The organism is Alloalcanivorax sp. C16-1, assembly GCF_046507805.1.
Taxonomy (GTDB): domain Bacteria; phylum Pseudomonadota; class Gammaproteobacteria; order Pseudomonadales; family Alcanivoracaceae; genus Alloalcanivorax.
Genome location: NZ_JBKFTK010000013.1, coordinates 1 through 16,503 on the forward strand (window position 1 = coordinate 1; position 16,503 = coordinate 16,503).

Sequence of the window (16,503 nt, forward strand, 5' to 3'; positions counted from 1 at the left end):
CTTCCGGGAACGCCGTGAACCCGTCCCTGGGGGCTCCCTTTCGAACGTCCTGTTCTCAAGGGTCCCGGAAGGGCGCCACCCAGGCCCGCTCAGGTGCGATCTCCAGCGTTGGGCCGGAGGGTCGCGGTGGGGGAGGTGGGCGGCACTGAGTGTGCCGCCCCGGATTTATTCCGCCAGTTCAGGTCGATCAGCGAAATGCGCCAGCGCCTCCGGATTGGCCAGGGCGTTGCTGTTGCGCACCTCCCGGCCATGCACCACGTCGCGTACCGCCAGTTCCACGATTTTGCCGCTCACCGTGCGCGGAATCTCCGGCACCGTAAGAATCACCGCCGGCACGTGGCGCGGGCTGGCGCCGGCGCGGATGGTGGCGCGGATTTTCTTTTGCAGCTCGTCGCTGAGTTCGACGCCGTCGGCGGGCACCACGAACAGCACCACCCGCACGTCGCCCTGGAACTGCTGGCCGATAACGATGGCCTCGCGGATTTCCTCCAGGGTTTCCACCTGCCGGTAAATCTCGGCGGTGCCGATGCGCACGCCGCCGGGGTTGAGCACGGCGTCGGAACGGCCATGGATGATCAGGCCGTCGTGGCCTTCGTGGGCGACGATCTCGGCGTAGTCCCCGTGCGCCCAGACGTTCTCGAAGCGGTCAAAATAGGCGTCGTGGAAGCGTTCCTCGTCCGGGTCGTTCCAGAACGCCACCGGGCAGGCGGGGAAGGGCGCCCGGCACACCAGTTCGCCTTTCTCGCCGACCACCGCTTCGCCGTCGTCGTTGAAGACCGCCACGTCCAGGCCCAGGCCCAGGCATTGCAGCTCGCCCCGGTACACGGGCACCAGCGGATTGCCGAGGGCGAAGCAGGAGAGGATGTCGGTGCCGCCGGAAATGGAGCTTACCAGCAGGTCCGGTTTCACCTGTTGATAAAGAAAATCGTAGCTCTCATGGAGCAGCGGCGAGCCGGTGGACATCAGGGTGCGCAGGCTGGACAGATCGTGGCTGTCCTTGGGCACCACGCCGGCTTTTTCCACCGCCTGTACGAACTTGGCGCTGGTGCCGAAGTGGGTGATGCTCTCCGCGTCGATCAGGTCGAACAGGCGGGACGCGTCCGGGTAGGCCGGGTTGCCGTCGAACAGCACCAGGGTGGCGCCGGTCTGCAGGCCGCTGACCAGCCAGTTCCACATCATCCAGCCACAGGTGGTGAAGTAGAACAGCACGTCGTCGGCGCCCAGGTCGCCGTGCAGGCGGTGTTCCTTGGCGTGCTGAATCAGGGCGCCGCCGGTGCCGTGGACGATGCACTTGGGGGCGCCGGTGGTGCCGGAGGAATAGAGAATGTAGAGCGGGTGATTGAACGCCAGCGGCTCGAAGTCCGGCAGCGGGCCGGCGGCGTCCAGCCAGTCCTTCCAGTTGAGCGCCTGGCGCACCCGGGTGGTGTCGCCGCGGCCGGGGATCACCACCAGCAGTTCCGGCTTGAGGTGATCGTGGAGATCGTGGATGCGCTGATCCAGCTCGATCCACTTGCCGTTGTATTGGTAGCCGTCGCAGGCGAACAGCACCTTGGGCTCGATCTGGCCGAAGCGGTCGAGCACCCCCTGGACGCCGAAGTCCGGCGAGCAGGAGGACCAGATGGCGCCGATCCAGGCGCAGCCCAGGGCGGCGATCACGGTTTCGATGCGGTTGGGCATGAAGCCGGCCACCCGGTCGCCGGGCTGGATGCCGGCGGCGCGCAGCTGGGCGGCCACCTGGCCGGCGGCCACGCGCAGGTCGTTGTAGCTGATTTCATCGCGCCGACCGGCTTCGTCCACGCTGATCAGGGCGGTGTGGGTGTCGTCGCGGGCCAGCAGGTTCTCGGCCATATTGATGCGGGCGTCCGGGAACCAGCGGTTGTGGCGAAACACCGGGCTGGGTTCCAGCACTCGCTCGCCCTTGTGCCCTTGCAGCTCGCAGAAATCCCAGACCAGATTCCAGAACGCTTGCGGTTCGCGCACCGACCATTGGTGCAGGGCGCGGTAGTCGTCCAGGGGCTGGCCGGCCAGCGTTGCCGCCTGTTCGCGGAACGCGCTGAGCTGGCTGTGTTGCAGCCGCTGAGCGTCGGGCTGCCAAAGCGGGGATGGGGCTGTTGTCATTCTTCCTCCGTTTCAAAGTCCACCAACAAGGTGCCTTCAGAAACGCTGTCTCCGGCTTTCACGAGGAAGGCCCGCACGGTGCCGGGGGCACTGGCGCGCAGGGTGTGTTCCATTTTCATGGCTTCCAGCGTGATCACGGCCGCGCCGGCGTCCACGGGGTCGCCCGCCGCCACATGGCAGGTCACGATGGTCCCGCTCATGGGCGCGCAGAAATCCCCCGCGCCGCCGGCACGCTCGCTCTCCCGAGCCGGGTGCGTCTCGATGCGATAGTTCTGTCCGTGGACGAACACCGTCAGGCGCCGGTCATCAAAGGAAAAGAGGGCAAGACCGGAAAGCCTGTGCTCACCCCAGTGCAGGTCGAAGCGATCATCGTGCCGATGCAGCGTCCAGGGGGCGGAGCGATCCGCCACGCTGGCCCGATCGTCGTCGAGCACCACGGTGAGGGCGTGTTCATCCACGCGCAGCGGCACCAGGGTACGCCGCCGGCCCAGCGGACGCCAGGCGTTCAACGCGGTCCAGGGGTCGTTGCCGTCGGCGGCGGCGGTGGTCACCAGGGCGGCGCCGGCCACCGCCAGCAGGGCCGGGTCCAGCGACGGCGCTTCCAGCAGGTGCGGATGACGCTCCAGCAGGCGGGTGTCCAGTTCGGCGTCGGCGAAGGCCGGGTCGCACAGCACCCGGCGCAGAAAGGCGGCGTTGTGGTGGGGGCCGGCCAGCGCCAGCCGGTCCAGAGCGCGCACCAGCCGGCGCCGGGCCTGATCGCGGTCGTCGCCGTGGGCGATCAGCTTGGCCAGCATCGGGTCGTAATAATCGGAAACATTGTCGCCTTGCTCCACGCCGGCGTCCACGCGCACGCCGTCGGGCCAGCGCAGCTGCGTCACCGGGCCGGAGGAGGGCAGAAACTGCTGGTAGGGATTTTCCGCGTACAGGCGCACTTCCATGGCGGCGCCCCGGATGCGCAGGTCGTCCTGGGTCTTGGGCAAGGGCCGGCCCCCGGCCACCGCCAGTTGCCAGGCCACCAGATCCTCGCCGGTGATCAGCTCGGTGACCGGGTGTTCCACCTGCAGGCGTGTGTTCATCTCCATGAAGAAGAACTCGCCCTCCGGCGAAAACAGGAATTCCACGGTGCCGGCGCCCCGGTAATCGATGGCGCGGGCGGCGCGCACCGCCGCCTGGCCCAGGTCATGGCGCTGCTGTTCGCTGAGGCCGGGGGCGGGGGCCTCCTCGATGATTTTCTGGTGGCGGCGCTGCACCGAGCAGTCGCGCTCGAACAGGTGCACGGCGTTGCCGTGGCCGTCGGCGAACACCTGCACTTCCACGTGGCGGGCGGTGGGCAGGTAGCGCTCCAGCAGCACCCGGTCGTCGTCGAAGGCGTTGCGCGCTTCCCGGCGGGCGGCGGCCAGGGCCTCGTCGAACCCGTCGGCGCTCTGCACCGCGCGCATGCCCTTGCCGCCGCCGCCGGCCACCGCCTTGATCAGCAGCGGGAAGCCGACCCGGTCGGCTTCCGCTTTGAGGGTGGCGTCGTCGGCGCCTTCCCGGTCGAAGCCGGGCAGCACCGGCACGCCGCTTTCCGCCATGCGCTGGCGGGCGGCGGCCTTGTCGCCCATCAGGCGGATCGAGTCCGGTGACGGGCCGACGAAGATCAGGCCCGCCCCGGCGCAGGCCTCGGCGAAGGCGGCGTTCTCCGACAGAAAACCATAGCCGGGATGGATCGCGTCGGCGCCGCTTTCGCGGGCGGCGGCCAGCACCGCCTCGATGTTCAGGTAGCTGTCGCGGGCGCTGGCCGGGCCCAGGCGCACCGCCTGGTCCGCCTCGCGCACATGGGCGGCGTCGGCGTCGATGTCCGAGTACACGGCCACGGTGGTCAGGCCCAGCTGGCGGCCGGTGCGGATGATGCGCCGGGCGATTTCGCCCCGGTTGGCGATCAGAAGGGTGTCGATGGCGGGCATGGTCAGTTCCGGTCCGGTTTCCAGTTCGGTGCGCGTTTTTCCAGAAAAGCGCTCAGGCCCTCCTGGCCCTCGGCGCCGGTGCGCAGTTCGGCGATCAGGTCGGCGGTGTAGTCGACCACCGCATCGTTCACGGCGCTGCCGTCGGCCCGGTGCACCAGCTCCCGGGCGCGGCGCTGGGCCCCCGGGGCGCCGTCCAGCAGGGCGGTGATCAGGCGCTCCACGGTGGTGTCCAGGTCCACCGCCGGCACCACCTCATGGACCAGGCCCAATTGGCCGGCGCGGGGCGCGTCGATCACCTCGGCGGTCATGAAATAGCGGCGCGCCTGCCGGGCGCCCATGGCGCGTACCACATAGGGGGCGATCACCGCCGGCAGAATGCCGAGCTTCACCTCGCTGAGGCAGAAGCGCGCGTCGTCGGCGGCCACCGCCATGTCGGCGGCGCAGATCAGCCCCAGGGCGCCACCGAAGGCGGCTCCCTGGACCCGCGCGACCACCGGTTTGGCGGCGCCGTCGATGGTGCGCATCAAGGTGGCCAGGCGGCGCGCGTCGGCGCGGTTGCGGTCCGCGTCCAGTTCGCCCATGGCGCGCATCCAGTTCAGGTCGGCGCCGGCGGAGAAATGCCGGCCCGCGGCGTCCAGCAGGATCACGCGGGTGTCCGGGTCGGCGCCGGCCTGTTCGAACGCCTCGATCATGGCCTCGATCAGGGTGTCGTCGAAGGCGTTGCGTCTGTCCGGATTGTTGAGGGTGATGCGGCTCACCGGGCCCTGGGTGGTGCTGGTTATGGTCATGGTTCGCTCCTCGGGCGGATCGCGGCTGAAGCCGCTCCTACAGCGAGGTAATCGTTGTAGGAGCGGCTTCAGCCGCGATCACTGTCACATGCGGAAAATGCCGTAGCGGGTGTCGCCGATCGGGGCGTTGAGGCTGGCGGAGATCGCCAGGCCGAGCACGTCGCGGGTGTCCGCCGGGTCGATGACGCCGTCGTCCCACAGTCGCGCGCTGGCGTACCAGGGCTGCGCCATGGTTTCGTATTGCTCGGTCATGTCCGACTGGAAGCGGCGCGCTTCCTCCTCGTCCCAGTGCTCGCCTTTCTTTTTCAGGGCGGCGGCCTTGACCTGGGTGAGCACGCTGGCGGCCTGCTCGCCGCCCATTACCGAGATGCGCGCGTTGGGCCACATGAACAGGAAGCGCGGGTCGTAGGCGCGCCCGCACATGCCGTAGTTGCCGGCGCCGAAGCTGCCGCCGGTGATCACCGTGAACTTGGGCACCCGGGCGCAGGCCACCGCATTGACCAGCTTGGCGCCGTGCTTGGCGATGCCTTCCGCTTCGTATTTCTTGCCCACCATGAAACCGGTGATGTTCTGCAGAAACAGCAGCGGAATCTTGCGCTGGTTGCACAGCTCCACGAAGTGGGCGCCTTTCAGGGATGACTCGGAATAGAGCACGCCGTCGTTGGCGAGGATGCCCACCGGAAAGCCGTGGATGCGGGCGAAGCCGGTGACCAGGGTGGTGCCGTAGTTGGCCTTGAACTCGTCCAGATCGGAGTCGTCGACGATGCGCGCGATCAGTTCCCGGGCCGGCATCGGCGACCGGGTGGTGGGCGGAATCAGGCCGTACAGTTCGTCCGGCTCATAGGCCGGCGGCCGCGCCGGTCGCACGTCCAGTTGCGCCGGCTTGTGCCAGTTGAGCCGGGCCACGCAGCGCCGCGCCAGGTCCAGGGCATGGGGCTCGTCGTCGGCCAGATGGTCGGCCACCCCGGACTGCTCGCCGTGCAGGGCGGCGCCGCCCAGTTCCTCGGCGGTGACATCCTCGCCGGTGGCGGCCTTCACCAGCGGCGGGCCGGCCAGGAACACGGTGGAGTGCTCGCGCACCATGATCACTTCGTCGGCCATGGCCGGTACATAGGCGCCGCCGGCGGTGCAGGAACCGAGCACCACGCTGATCTGCGGGATGCCGGCGGCGGACAGGTTGGCCATGTTGAAGAAGATGCGGCCGAAGTGCTCCCGGTCCGGAAACACCTCGTCCTGGCGGGGCAGGTTGGCGCCGCCGGAATCCACCAGATACAGACAGGGCAGCCGGTTCTCCGCCGCCACCGCCTGGCAGCGCAGGTGCTTTTTCACGGTGAGCGGGTAGTAGCTGCCGCCTTTCACGGTGGGGTCGTTGGCGACGATCATGCATTCCACGCCGGCCACCCGGCCGATGCCGCCCACGCAGCCGGCGGCGGGCACGTCCTCGCCGGGGTAGACGCCGTCGGCGGCCAGCGCCGACAGCTCCAGAAACGGCGAGCCCGGGTCCAGCAGGTGCTGGATGCGCTCGCGCACCGGCAGCTTGCCGCGCTCGCGCAGGCGTTGCTCGGCGGCCTCACCGCCACCGGCGGCGACCCGGTCCAGTTTTTCCCGCAGTTGCTCGCGCAGGGCCCGATTGTGCTCCCGGTAGTCGGCGTATTCCGGGGTGCTTTTGTTGAGTTGGCTGATGATTTTTGGCATGGCTCAGGCGGTCTCGTTGAACAACTCACGGCCGATCAGCATGCGGCGGATCTCACTGGTGCCCGCACCAATCTCGTAGAGCTTGGCGTCGCGCAGCAGGCGGCCGGTGGGGTAGTCGTTGATGTAGCCGTTGCCGCCCAGGCACTGGATCGCGTCCAGGGCCATTTGCGTGGCGTTCTCGGCGCAATAGAGGATGGCGCCGGCGGCGTCCATGCGGGTGGTGCGGCCGGTGTCGCAGTTGCGCGCCACCTGGTAGAGGTAGCTGCGGCTGGCGTTGAGGGTCACGTACATGTCGGCGATCTTGCCCTGCATCAGCTGGAACTCGCCGATCGCCTTGCCGAACTGTTTGCGCTCATGGACGTAGGGCAGCACCACGTCCAGACAGGCTTGCATGATGCCGGTGCAACCGCCGGACAGCACGGTGCGCTCGTAGTCCAGGCCGCTCATCAGCACCTTGACGCCTTCGCCGACCCGGCCGAGCACGTTTTCCGCCGGTACCTCGCAGTCCTCGAACACCAGCTCGCAGGTGTTGGAGCCGCGCATGCCCAGCTTGTCCAGCTTCTGGGCCCGGGAGAAACCGGGGAAGTCCCGCTCCACCAGGAAGGCGGTGATGCCCTTCGGGCCGGCGTCCGGGTCGGTCTTGGCGTAGATCACGTAGGTGTGGGCGTCCGGGCCGTTGGTGATCCACATCTTGTTGCCATTGAGCACATAGCGGTCGCCTTTCTTGTCGGCGCGCAGGCGCATGCTCACCACGTCGGAGCCGGCGCCGGGTTCGCTCATGGCCAGGGCGCCGATGTGCTCGCCGCTGACCAGCCCGGGCAGATAGCGGGCGCGCTGGTCGTCGTTGCCGTTCAGCCAGATCTGGTTCACGCACAGATTCGAGTGGGCGCCGTAGGACAGCCCGACGGAGGCGGAGGCCCGGGAGATTTCCTCCATCACCAGGGTGTGGGCCAGGTAGCCCAGGCCGGCGCCGCCGTATTCCTCGCCCACGGTGATGCCGAGCACGCCCAGGTCGCCGAGCTTCTTCCACAGGGCGTTGGGAAACTGATTATCGCGGTCCAGTTGTTCCGCCAGGGGCGCGATTTCGTTGCGGGCGAAGGCGCGGGCACTGTCGCGCAGGGCCTCCAGGGTGTCGTCCAGTTGAAAGTCCAGGCCGCCGTTGAACATCTTTGTCTCCTGTCGGGGGAGCCGCGCGGATTGTTGTGGGTATGCGGGCTCGGCGTATCGGTAAAGTCGGTCTCTTCAGAGCCCGGTCAGGGCCTGTCGGGTGCGGGCCTCGGCGTCGTCCAGTTCGGTTTGCAGCACGCGGATGTCCGCCAGTTGCCGTTCCAGTTGCGCCCGTTTGTCGGCGATCCGTTGCAGCAGGGCTTCCAACTGCTGGCGGTTGTCGCTGGCCGGGCGGTACATGCGGATCAGGTCGCGGGATTCCGCCAGGGAAAAGCCCAGCCGTTTGCCGCGCAGGATCAGTTTCAGGGTGGTGCGGTCCGCCGGCGAATAGACGCGGGTCTGGCCGCGCCGCCGGGGGCTCAGCAGGCCCTGGTCCTCGTAGAAGCGGATGGTGCGCGTGGTGACGTCGAATTCCCGGGCCAGCTCACCGATTGAATAGGTCATGGTCGGGAGAGTAGGGGAAGTTTACGTTAACGTAAAGTATCTCCAGCCGGGGGCGCGCCGTTACGGGTGCCGGCGGGCCGGACACGCGGCAAGTACGTCCCTGTAGCTCGTTTCCGGCATCCCTGCTTCCAACGGTCCGGCCCACCGGCACCCGCAACGGCGCTCCCGGGGTAAACTTCCCGGGGAAGGGGAAGGGGAAGGGGAAGGGGAAGGGGAAGGGGAAGGGGAGAGGGAGCGGGGCTCTGGTCTGGTGGGGTGGGGGGTGTTACCTTTAGCGCCCGCTGGTTCCGAGGGTAGGGAACGGTGATTTACCGTAAAGATCGCAAGGTCCTCAAAAGAGTGGATTTCGGGGCCGCCAGGAACTCCCTGATGGGGGTGCTGGCGGCCCTTGTGGTTTACGCGCTGGTGATTGCCTGGGGTCGGGTGTACGAGGCGTTTCAGCTGGAGACGCTGCTGGTCGGCGGCGCGGTGGTGGTGGTCACCGCCTTCCGGCTGTGGCTGGTGGCCCGGTTCGACGCCCTGTACGGCGCCGGGCCCGCCCGTTGGCGCAAGCTGTTCGCGTTCGGTCTGATTCTGCACGCCGTGGTGTGGGGCCTGCTGCCGGCCTGGCTGGTATGGCGAGTGGGCACCGGCTTCAACTTCTTCGTGGTGATCCTCTACAACGTGGGCGTGACCACCGCCCTGGGCAGTTCCTGGATGGCCGGCCTCAAGGTGCGGCAGTTCTATATTCTGCTCATGTTCCTGCCGGTGATCGGCGCCCTGTTCCTGGGCGGCGGGCTGCGTGAGTGGCTGCTGGCGCTGCTGGTGGCGGCCTATACCTTCTACCTGTTCCGCTTGTACCGCGGCCAGTACGAGCTGTTCTGGCACGCCGTCACCCGGGAGCGCCGGGGCGGCGGGGCGGAGCGGCGCCGGGAGCTGCCGGCCAGCACCGATATCCAGCTCAGCCTGGTGTACCGGCTGGCCCACGAACTGCGCACGCCGATGAATTCGGTGATGGGCATGATGTCGCTGCTGGAAGACACCCGCCTGGACGACGAGCAGAAGGAATATCTGCAGGTGGCCGGGCAGAGCGGCAAGCTGATGATCACCCTGATCGACGACGTGCTCGACTATTCCCGCATTCTCACCGGCCGCATCACCCTGAGCCCGGACTACTTCGACCTGCGCGGCGCCATGGAGCAGCTCCTGGAGGCGTTCGGGCCCATGGCCCAGGCCAAGGGGCTGGAGCTGGCGGCGGTGGTGGATCGCCTGCTGCCCAAGCGGGTGCGCGGCGACCGCGACCGGCTGATGCAGGTGCTCACCAATCTGCTCAGCAACGCGATCAAATTCAGCGAGCGCGGCGAAGTGCGCATGGACGTGGACTTCACCGCCGAGGGCGAGCACGACGGCGTGCTGCGGGTGCGGGTCAGCGACCAGGGCACCGGCATGGACACGGACACCCTCAAGCACCTGTTCGAGGATCAGTTTCTGGACGGCGCGGTGGACGCCTTCGCGGTGCGCCACACCGGCTTCGGTTTGCTGGTCTGCAAGGGGCTGATCGAGGCCATGGGCGGTGCCATCGGCGCGGAGAGCGTGGAAGGCGAGGGCTCCACCTTCTGGTTCACCGTGCGCCTGGGCATGCAGGCGGACATGAGCGAGAGCTCCAAACTGAGCGGCGCCATGGCCGAGATCCAGGGCGTGGTGGTGGGCGCCGGCGCCGGCTCCCTGGCCTGCCTGCAGGAGGAGTTCGAGGCCCTGGGCAGCCAGTGCCAGGGCGCCCGGGATTACGATCATGCGTTGCAGGCGCTGCGCGCCGGCCACCGGGAGCAGGCGGAGTTCGATCTGCTGCTGGTGGACACCCACGGTCGCCGCGAGCTGGCCCTGAACCTGTGCCGCAATGTGCTCGAGGATCCCAGTCTGCGGCCGGTCAAGCTGATGCTGATGTGCACCATCGAGGAACGGGGCGAGCCCACCGTGCAGCGGCTGGTGGACAAGCACGGCCTGGTGACCCTGGTGCGCCCGGTGCACCGCACCGGGCTGCGCATCGCCCTGGGCCGCCTGCTGGGCGTGCCGCGTTCCCAGCCGGTGCAGGATCTGCCCACGGAAACCCCGGAAGAGCGCCGGCGGCGCAAGCTCTATCGCCTGTTGCTGGTGGAGGACAACGAGGTCAATCAGCTGGTTACCCGGGGCATGCTCAGCAAACTGGGCTACCAGGTGAAGACCGTGAACAACGCGGAAACCGCTCTCGCCCTGCTGGATCAGGAGAACTTCGATCTGGTGCTGATGGACTGCATGATGCCGGACCTGGACGGCTTCACCGCCACCCGCGATCTGCGTGAGCGCGAGCAGCGCGAACAGCGCCCGCGCACGCCGGTGATCGCGATCACCGCCAACACCGCCGAAGGCGCCCAGGCCCGCTGTCTGGCCGCCGGCATGGATGACTTTCTCGCCAAACCCGTGCATCTTCAGGAACTGGAGACGGTGCTGCGCCGCTGGCTGTCCCGGGAAGACGACAGCGCGGCGGAAGAACCGGACAGCGAATGAAGGACAACCAATAACAAGAGGAACGCGCCATGAGTCGACGGGCCTTGCTGTTGGGCGCCACCGGGTTGGTGGGCGGACATTGCCTGCAAAAGCTGCTGGAATGCGACGACTATGAGGAAGTGCGGGTGCTGACCCGCCGGGCCGTGGGCCTGGATCATCCCAAGCTGGTGGAGCGGGTGATCGACCCGGCCGACATCGAGCAGCATCGGGATTTCTTCGCCGTGGACGATGTGTTCTGCGCCCTCGGCACCACGCTCAAACAGGCCGGCTCCAAGGAGGCGTTCCGGCGCATCGATCTGGATCTGGTGGTGCGCATCGGCGGGCTCGCGCGGGACGCCGGCGTGCAGCGTTTTCTGCTGGTATCGGCGGTCAACGCCAACGCCCACTCGCCGTTCTTCTACGCCCGCATCAAGGGCCAGCTGGAGCGCGAGCTGAAAGCCCTCAAACTGCCGCTGCTGGCCCTGTTCCAGCCGTCGCTGCTGCTCGGTGAGCGGGAAACACCGCGTCCGGTGGAGGCGTTCGGCATCCGCTTTTCCAAGATCGTCGACCCGATTACCCGCTGGACCGATGCCCACTGGCTGCCGGTGAGCGGCGAACGGGTGGCCGAGGCGCTGCTGGGCATGGCGCTGATGGGTCCGGACACCGGTACCTATCGGGTGCGGTTCCGGGATTTCGTGGTCTATGCCGGCAAGTATCGGGACAAGTATCTGCGTTCGGCGTCCTGAAGCGAGACGCCGGATTCCATTCCCCCCACCGAGGAGAAACCATGAGCTTCGTCACCTGCGACCTGTGCGACGACAACGCCGACATCGTATCCGTGGTCACCGGCCTGCACTGGTTCAGCTACGGCGGCCGGGCCGCCTTCGGCGGTGAAATCGTCACCGTGAAGTGCTTCGAGGACAATTCCCGGGTCAAGGAACATCTCGGCACCGACGGCAACGGCAAGGTTCTGGTGGTGGACGGTGGCGGCAGCCTGCGCAATGCGCTCATCGGCGACATGATCGCGGAGAACGCGGTGAAGAACGGCTGGGAAGGGGTGATCATCCACGGCGCCTGCCGCGATGTGGACGAGCTGGCGAAACTGGACATCGGCGTCCTCACCCTGGGCTGCGTGCCGATCAAATCCGTGCGCCGCGACGAGGGGCAGCTCAATATCGACATTACCTTCGGTGGCGTCACCTTCCGCCCCGGTGACTACGTTTACGCCGACAACAACGGTGTTATCACCGCCCCCCGCGCGCTGCTCTGAGCGCCGCCGGGGCCGCGTCCACCGGCCCCGGTTTTCCCACGTTTTGCGAAAGTTTATAGTTTCCGGGCGTCGCCCGGGAGCCAGTCGGTTGTCCGACGTATAGGATGTGTCGGATTATTGTGCCGGGCGCTTGCCAACCGGGTAACGCCTTTATGTTGCATGCTCAAGGGGTGGACCTACATGGAGCGTTGTCGTCGTGGGCTGGTGCTGTTGCCGGCTTTGCTGTGCTGGCTGTTTTCCGCTCAGGTATCGGCCCAGGGGTTCGGCTTCCAGGACGTGATCGATAAAGCCCGGGAAAAGGCCGGCGAATCCTACCAGGCGCCGACGCCGGTGCCGCCTTTCCTGCAGGAACTGTCCCAGGAGCAGTATCAGGGCATTCGTTTCAAATCCGAGAATAGCCTGTGGCGCGAAAGCGGCTCCCGCTTTCAGGTGTCGCTGATGTCGCCGGGGCTGTATTTCAAACACGCGGTGAAGCTCAATGTGGTGGATGCCGAGGGCGTCCACGACCTGGCCTACGACAAGAACAACTTCACCTACACCAGCGAGGAGCTGGCCCGCCGGGTGCCGGCGGATCTGGGCTACGGCGGCTTCCGCCTCACCTATCCGGACGCGGACGCGGAGAACGGCCGCCGCGCCTTCATGGTGTTCGCCGGCGCCAGCTATTTCCGCGCCATCGGCAAGAACAACCATTTCGGCCTGTCCGCCCGGGGCATCGCCGTCAACACCGGGCTGCCGTCCGGTGAGCAGTTTCCGTCGTTCACCGAGTTCTGGCTGGTGCGCCCCAATGCCAAGGCCGACACCCTGACGCTGTACGCGTTGCTGGATGGCCGCAGCCTGACCGGCGCCTATCAGTTCGACATTCGTCTCGGCGACGCGGCGGTGATGGACGTGAAATCCCGCCTGTTTATCCGCAGCGATATCGAGAAGCTGGGCGTGGCGCCGCTCACCTCCATGTTCTTCTACGGTGGCAACACCGCCCGCCCGGTGGGCGAGTGGCGCCCGCGGGTGCACGACTCCGATGGCCTGCTGATGCACGACGGCGCCAGCGGCGAATGGCTGTGGCGGCCGCTGCTCAATCCCAAGAATCTGAAGATGGACTATTTCAGCGCCGGCCAGGTGCAGGGCTTCGGCCTGATGCAGCGCCAGACCCGCTTTGACGATTTTCAGGATTTCGGCGCCCATTATCACGAGCGCCCCAGCGCCTGGGTGCAGCCCAAGGGTGAGTGGGGCAAGGGCAGGGTGTCGCTGGTGCAGTTGCCCTCCAACAACGAAATGAACAACAACATTGTCGCCTTCTGGACCCCTGATGAGCCGGTCCGCCAGGGCCAGTCCCTGGCCTACGACTACCAGCTCAAAGTGGGCGCGCCCACGGTCAGCGGCAGTGACCGGGCCAGCGCCGTGAAAACCTTCGTCGGCGACGGCAACCGGGCCGGTGGCGGCAATGTGGAAGGCGCCTACCGCGTGGTGGTGGATTTCGCCGGCGGCCCGCTCAAGGACGTGCCCGGCAACGCGCCGGTGACCAGCGACGTGATCGCCGAAGGCGACGGCGAGGTGATCGAGCATTTCGTGGAGTTTCTGGCGCCGGTGAACCGCTGGCGGGTGTCCATCCTGGCCCGGCCGGCCGCCGACCAGCCCCTGTCCCTGCGCGCCTTCCTGAAGAAGGGTGAAGACACCGTGTCGGAAACCTGGTCCTACGAGATTCCGGTGAACAACGACATTCTCGGCGGAGATTCCTGATGACCGACAACATCGTCGAGGACGCCCTGGGCCGGGTGCTGGCCTACCTGCGGCTGTCCGGCGTCACCGTCGGCACCGGCACCACCCGCGCCGCCCTGCGGCTGGTGGACGAGACCCTGGAAGCCGGCGAGGACGGCCTGCTGGAACGCCTGATGGCGGCGGTACCGGAACGCTTCGGGCTGGACCAGCCGGAGCCGCCGATGCTGGCGCCGCCGGTGCACCACGGCTCCATCCACTACCCCCGGCGCCGGTGAGCACGCCCATGACCGACGACGTGCCCCGCCCGCGCCGCCGCCGCTGGAAGCCGGTGGCGGTGCTGCGCCGCGGCACTCTGATTCTGTTGGTGGTCGCGCAAACCCTGGCCGGCCTCTATGGCATGCAGTCGGTGTTGCCGTACCACGGCGGCAATCTGTTGGAAAAGGGCATCCTGTTCCTGTTCGCGGTGCTGTTCGCCTGGATCTCGGTGGGCTTCTGGACCGCCTTGCTGGGGTTCTGGCTGCGCCGTCGCGGCGGCGATCCCTGGTCCCTGGTGCGCCGCTACGATGCCGCCACCGTGGCCGCCACGCCGCTGGCCCGTACCGCCGTGGTAATGCCGATCTACAACGAGCCGGTGGACCGCACCCTGGCCGGCCTGCGCGCCACCATTCAGTCGCTGCGCGACACCGGCGAGCTGGATTATTTCGACTTCTATCTGCTGTCCGACAGCCGCGACGCCGAGCAATGGCTGGAAGAACGCACCGGCTGGTACCGGCTGTGCGAGGAGCAGGGGCTGCAGGGCCGGCTGTTCTACCGGCACCGGCCGGTCAATCTCAATTTCAAAAGCGGCAACGTGGCGGATTTCCTGCGCCGCTGGGGCCGGGACTACGAGTACATGGTGGTGCTGGACGCGGACAGCGTCATGGGCGGCCAGACCCTGACCCGCATGGTGCGTCACATGGAGCTGGCGCCAAGCATCGGCATCCTGCAGACCAGCCCCTCGCTGATCAACGCCCACTCCGCCTTCGCCCGTTTCCAGCAGTTCGCCAACCGGGTGTACGGCCCGCTGTTCACCGCTGGACTGGCCGGTATTCAGCTGGGCGAGGCGGCCTACTGGGGCCACAACGCGATCATTCGCTGCAAGCCCTTCATGGAGCACTGCGGCCTGCAGCACCTGTCCGGCTTCGGTCTGTTCCGGGGCCCGATCATGAGCCACGACTTCGTGGAGGCCGCCTATATGGGCCGCGCCGGCTACGAGGTGTGGATGGAACCGGAGCTGGACGAAAGCTACGAGGAATCGCCGCCCACCCTGGTGGATGAACTGACCCGGGACCGGCGCTGGGCCAAGGGCAATCTGCAACATGCCTGGCTGTTTCTGTTCGCGCCGAAACTGCGCTTCGCCCACCGCATGGCGTTTCTCAACGGCATCCTGTCCTACCTGTCGTCGCCGATCTGGCTGGCGTTTCTGGTGCTCACCAGCATCGAGGCCACGCGCCTGACCCTGTGGCCGATCGACTATTTTCCCGAGCAGCAGAACAGCATGTTTCCGGCCTGGCCGGAGTGGCACCCCCATTGGGCGGTGGGGCTGATCCTGAGTACGTTCTTCCTGCTGTTCCTGCCCAAGTTTCTGGCCATTCTGGATGTGCTGCTCAGCGGCAAACGGCGCCAGTACGGCGGCGCCTGGCGCCTGTTTTTCTCGGTGTGCCTGGAGTTGCTGGTGTCGATGCTGTTGGCGCCGATCCGCATGCTCACGCACAGCCGCTACGTGCTGGAATCCCTGTTCAACGTGTCACTGCACTGGGGCGGGCAGAACCGCACCGATGAAACCGGCTGGCGGGAAGCCTTCGTCAGCCATGCGCCGGGCACGCTGCTGGCGGCGGGCTGGGCGGGGCTGGCCCTGTGGCTGGACCCGTTCTTTTTCTTCTGGTCGCTGCCGGTGGCGCTGCCGCTGATTCTGGCCGCGCCCACTTCGGTGATTCTCAGCCGCGTGGCCCTGGGCGAAGCCCTGCGCCGCCGCCGTTTTCTGGTGACCCCGGAAGAGCAACGCCTGTCGCCCCAGGTGGACGCCATCGCCGATCCGCGACCGCTCAACCCCGGTGCGCTGAGTGCCTTTGACGCCGCCGTGGTGGACCCGCGCCTGAACCGCATGCACCGGGCCCTGGCCCGCCGCCGCCGTTGCCTGGACCCGGAAGCCCTGGAGGAATGGGTGCAACGTTGCCTGAAGCATGGCCCGGACGGGCTGAACCGCCGTCAGCTCAACGCCCTGGCCAGGAACGGCGAGGTACTGGCGCGCCTGCACAAGGCGGCCTGGGTGGCGGCGCCGGGCAGCTACTGGGGTGAACGCATCGGACTGGTGAAGCGCCGGGATTATGGGTAGGCTTGCTGCGTTCCAATAAAAAAGCTTCAAAGGATGAAGCCATGAACAATGTGCGACCCGGTTTGGCTGAACCGGTCAGGGATTGCATGAAGCCGGATCCCTTTTCCCTTTCCCCCGTCATGCCCGTCCACGAGGCCGCCCGCGCCTTGCTGGCCCGCGATCTTTGCGGCGCCCCGGTGGTGGACGACCAGGGCGTGCTGGTGGGCATCTTCTCCGAGGCCGACGCGCTGAAAAGCACCCTGGATGCCGATTATCACGGCATCGGTGCCGGTTGCGTGGCCGATTACATGAGCCGTGAAATCCATGGCGTGGCGGCGTCCGCCACGATCCAGGAGGCAGCGGAAATGCTCTTGCGCCATCACCGGCGGATTCTGCCGGTGGTGCAAGGCCCGCGGCTGGTGGGACAGCTTAGCCGCGGGGATGTGCTGCGCAGGGTGGTGCCGGCGAGGGCGGCGACCTCCTGACGCGGTGTTCCATGAGTCA

Annotated in this window: 13 protein-coding genes; 7 read left to right on the plus strand and 6 right to left on the minus strand. The window is 67.3% G+C overall.

The genetic code is table 11. The annotated features are described in order from the left end of the window. Positions 1-165 precede the first annotated feature (165 nt). The 6 genes from ACLD0W_RS18555 to ACLD0W_RS18580 all read right to left on the minus strand — a co-directional run bounded on the left by ACLD0W_RS18555 (position 166) and on the right by ACLD0W_RS18580 (position 8,158). Positions 166-2,118, minus strand: coding sequence for an acetoacetate--CoA ligase (locus ACLD0W_RS18555; protein ID WP_410308931.1), 1,953 nt, complete (start codon positions 2,116-2,118; stop codon positions 166-168). Next, positions 2,115-4,064 carry an acetyl/propionyl/methylcrotonyl-CoA carboxylase subunit alpha gene (locus ACLD0W_RS18560; RefSeq protein ID WP_410308932.1) on the minus strand — a complete coding sequence of 650 codons (1,950 nt, stop codon included), beginning with the start codon at positions 4,062-4,064 and terminating at the stop codon, positions 2,115-2,117. The genes ACLD0W_RS18555 and ACLD0W_RS18560 overlap by 4 nt, the downstream gene beginning before the upstream one ends. Positions 4,065-4,066: 2 nt before the next feature. Continuing rightward, the gene (locus tag ACLD0W_RS18565) at positions 4,067-4,852 is read right to left on the minus strand and encodes an enoyl-CoA hydratase-related protein (RefSeq protein ID WP_410308933.1); all 786 of its coding nucleotides are present in this window, start codon (positions 4,850-4,852) and stop codon (positions 4,067-4,069) included. Positions 4,853-4,936: 84 nt separating this feature from the next. Further along, positions 4,937-6,547: a carboxyl transferase domain-containing protein gene (locus ACLD0W_RS18570; RefSeq protein ID WP_410308934.1), complete on the minus strand. Its 1,611-nt coding sequence runs from the start codon at positions 6,545-6,547 to the stop codon at positions 4,937-4,939. 3 nt (positions 6,548-6,550) lie between these two features. After that, on the minus strand, positions 6,551-7,714 hold the full coding sequence (locus tag ACLD0W_RS18575) for an isovaleryl-CoA dehydrogenase (protein ID WP_410308935.1): 1,164 nt from the start codon (positions 7,712-7,714) through the stop codon (positions 6,551-6,553). Positions 7,715-7,789: 75 nt separating this feature from the next. Then, positions 7,790-8,158, minus strand: a complete 369-nt coding sequence (locus ACLD0W_RS18580; protein WP_410308936.1) for a MerR family transcriptional regulator — start codon at positions 8,156-8,158, stop codon at positions 7,790-7,792. A 369-nt stretch (positions 8,159-8,527) separates the two neighbouring features. On the opposite strand from ACLD0W_RS18580, the gene ACLD0W_RS18585 reads away from it, so the two are divergent. The 7 genes from ACLD0W_RS18585 (at position 8,528) to ACLD0W_RS18615 (ending at position 16,484) form a co-directional block, all read left to right on the plus strand. Beyond that, complete coding sequence (locus ACLD0W_RS18585; RefSeq protein WP_410308937.1) at positions 8,528-10,681, plus strand: response regulator; 2,154 nt, start codon at positions 8,528-8,530, stop codon at positions 10,679-10,681. Positions 10,682-10,710: 29 nt separating this feature from the next. Then, the gene (locus ACLD0W_RS18590; protein ID WP_410308938.1) at positions 10,711-11,406 is read left to right on the plus strand and encodes an NAD(P)H-binding protein; all 696 of its coding nucleotides are present in this window, start codon (positions 10,711-10,713) and stop codon (positions 11,404-11,406) included. A gap of 41 nt (positions 11,407-11,447) precedes the next feature. Then, complete coding sequence (rraA, locus tag ACLD0W_RS18595) at positions 11,448-11,930, plus strand: ribonuclease E activity regulator RraA (RefSeq protein WP_410308939.1); 483 nt, start codon at positions 11,448-11,450, stop codon at positions 11,928-11,930. Between the two features lie 180 nt (positions 11,931-12,110). After that, a complete protein-coding gene (locus tag ACLD0W_RS18600; RefSeq protein WP_410308940.1) occupies positions 12,111-13,667 on the plus strand; it encodes a glucan biosynthesis protein G in 1,557 nt (518 codons plus the stop codon). After that, on the plus strand, positions 13,667-13,921 hold the full coding sequence (locus ACLD0W_RS18605; protein ID WP_410308941.1) for a hypothetical protein: 255 nt from the start codon (positions 13,667-13,669) through the stop codon (positions 13,919-13,921). Before ACLD0W_RS18600 ends, ACLD0W_RS18605 begins: the two co-directional genes overlap by 1 nt. Positions 13,922-13,929: 8 nt before the next feature. Beyond that, the gene (gene mdoH / locus ACLD0W_RS18610; RefSeq protein ID WP_410308942.1) at positions 13,930-16,020 is read left to right on the plus strand and encodes a glucans biosynthesis glucosyltransferase MdoH; all 2,091 of its coding nucleotides are present in this window, start codon (positions 13,930-13,932) and stop codon (positions 16,018-16,020) included. Between the two features lie 2 nt (positions 16,021-16,022). Continuing rightward, positions 16,023-16,484 (plus strand): CBS domain-containing protein, encoded by a 462-nt coding sequence (locus ACLD0W_RS18615; RefSeq protein WP_410308943.1) that lies wholly within the window; start codon positions 16,023-16,025, stop codon positions 16,482-16,484. Positions 16,485-16,503 lie beyond the last annotated feature (19 nt).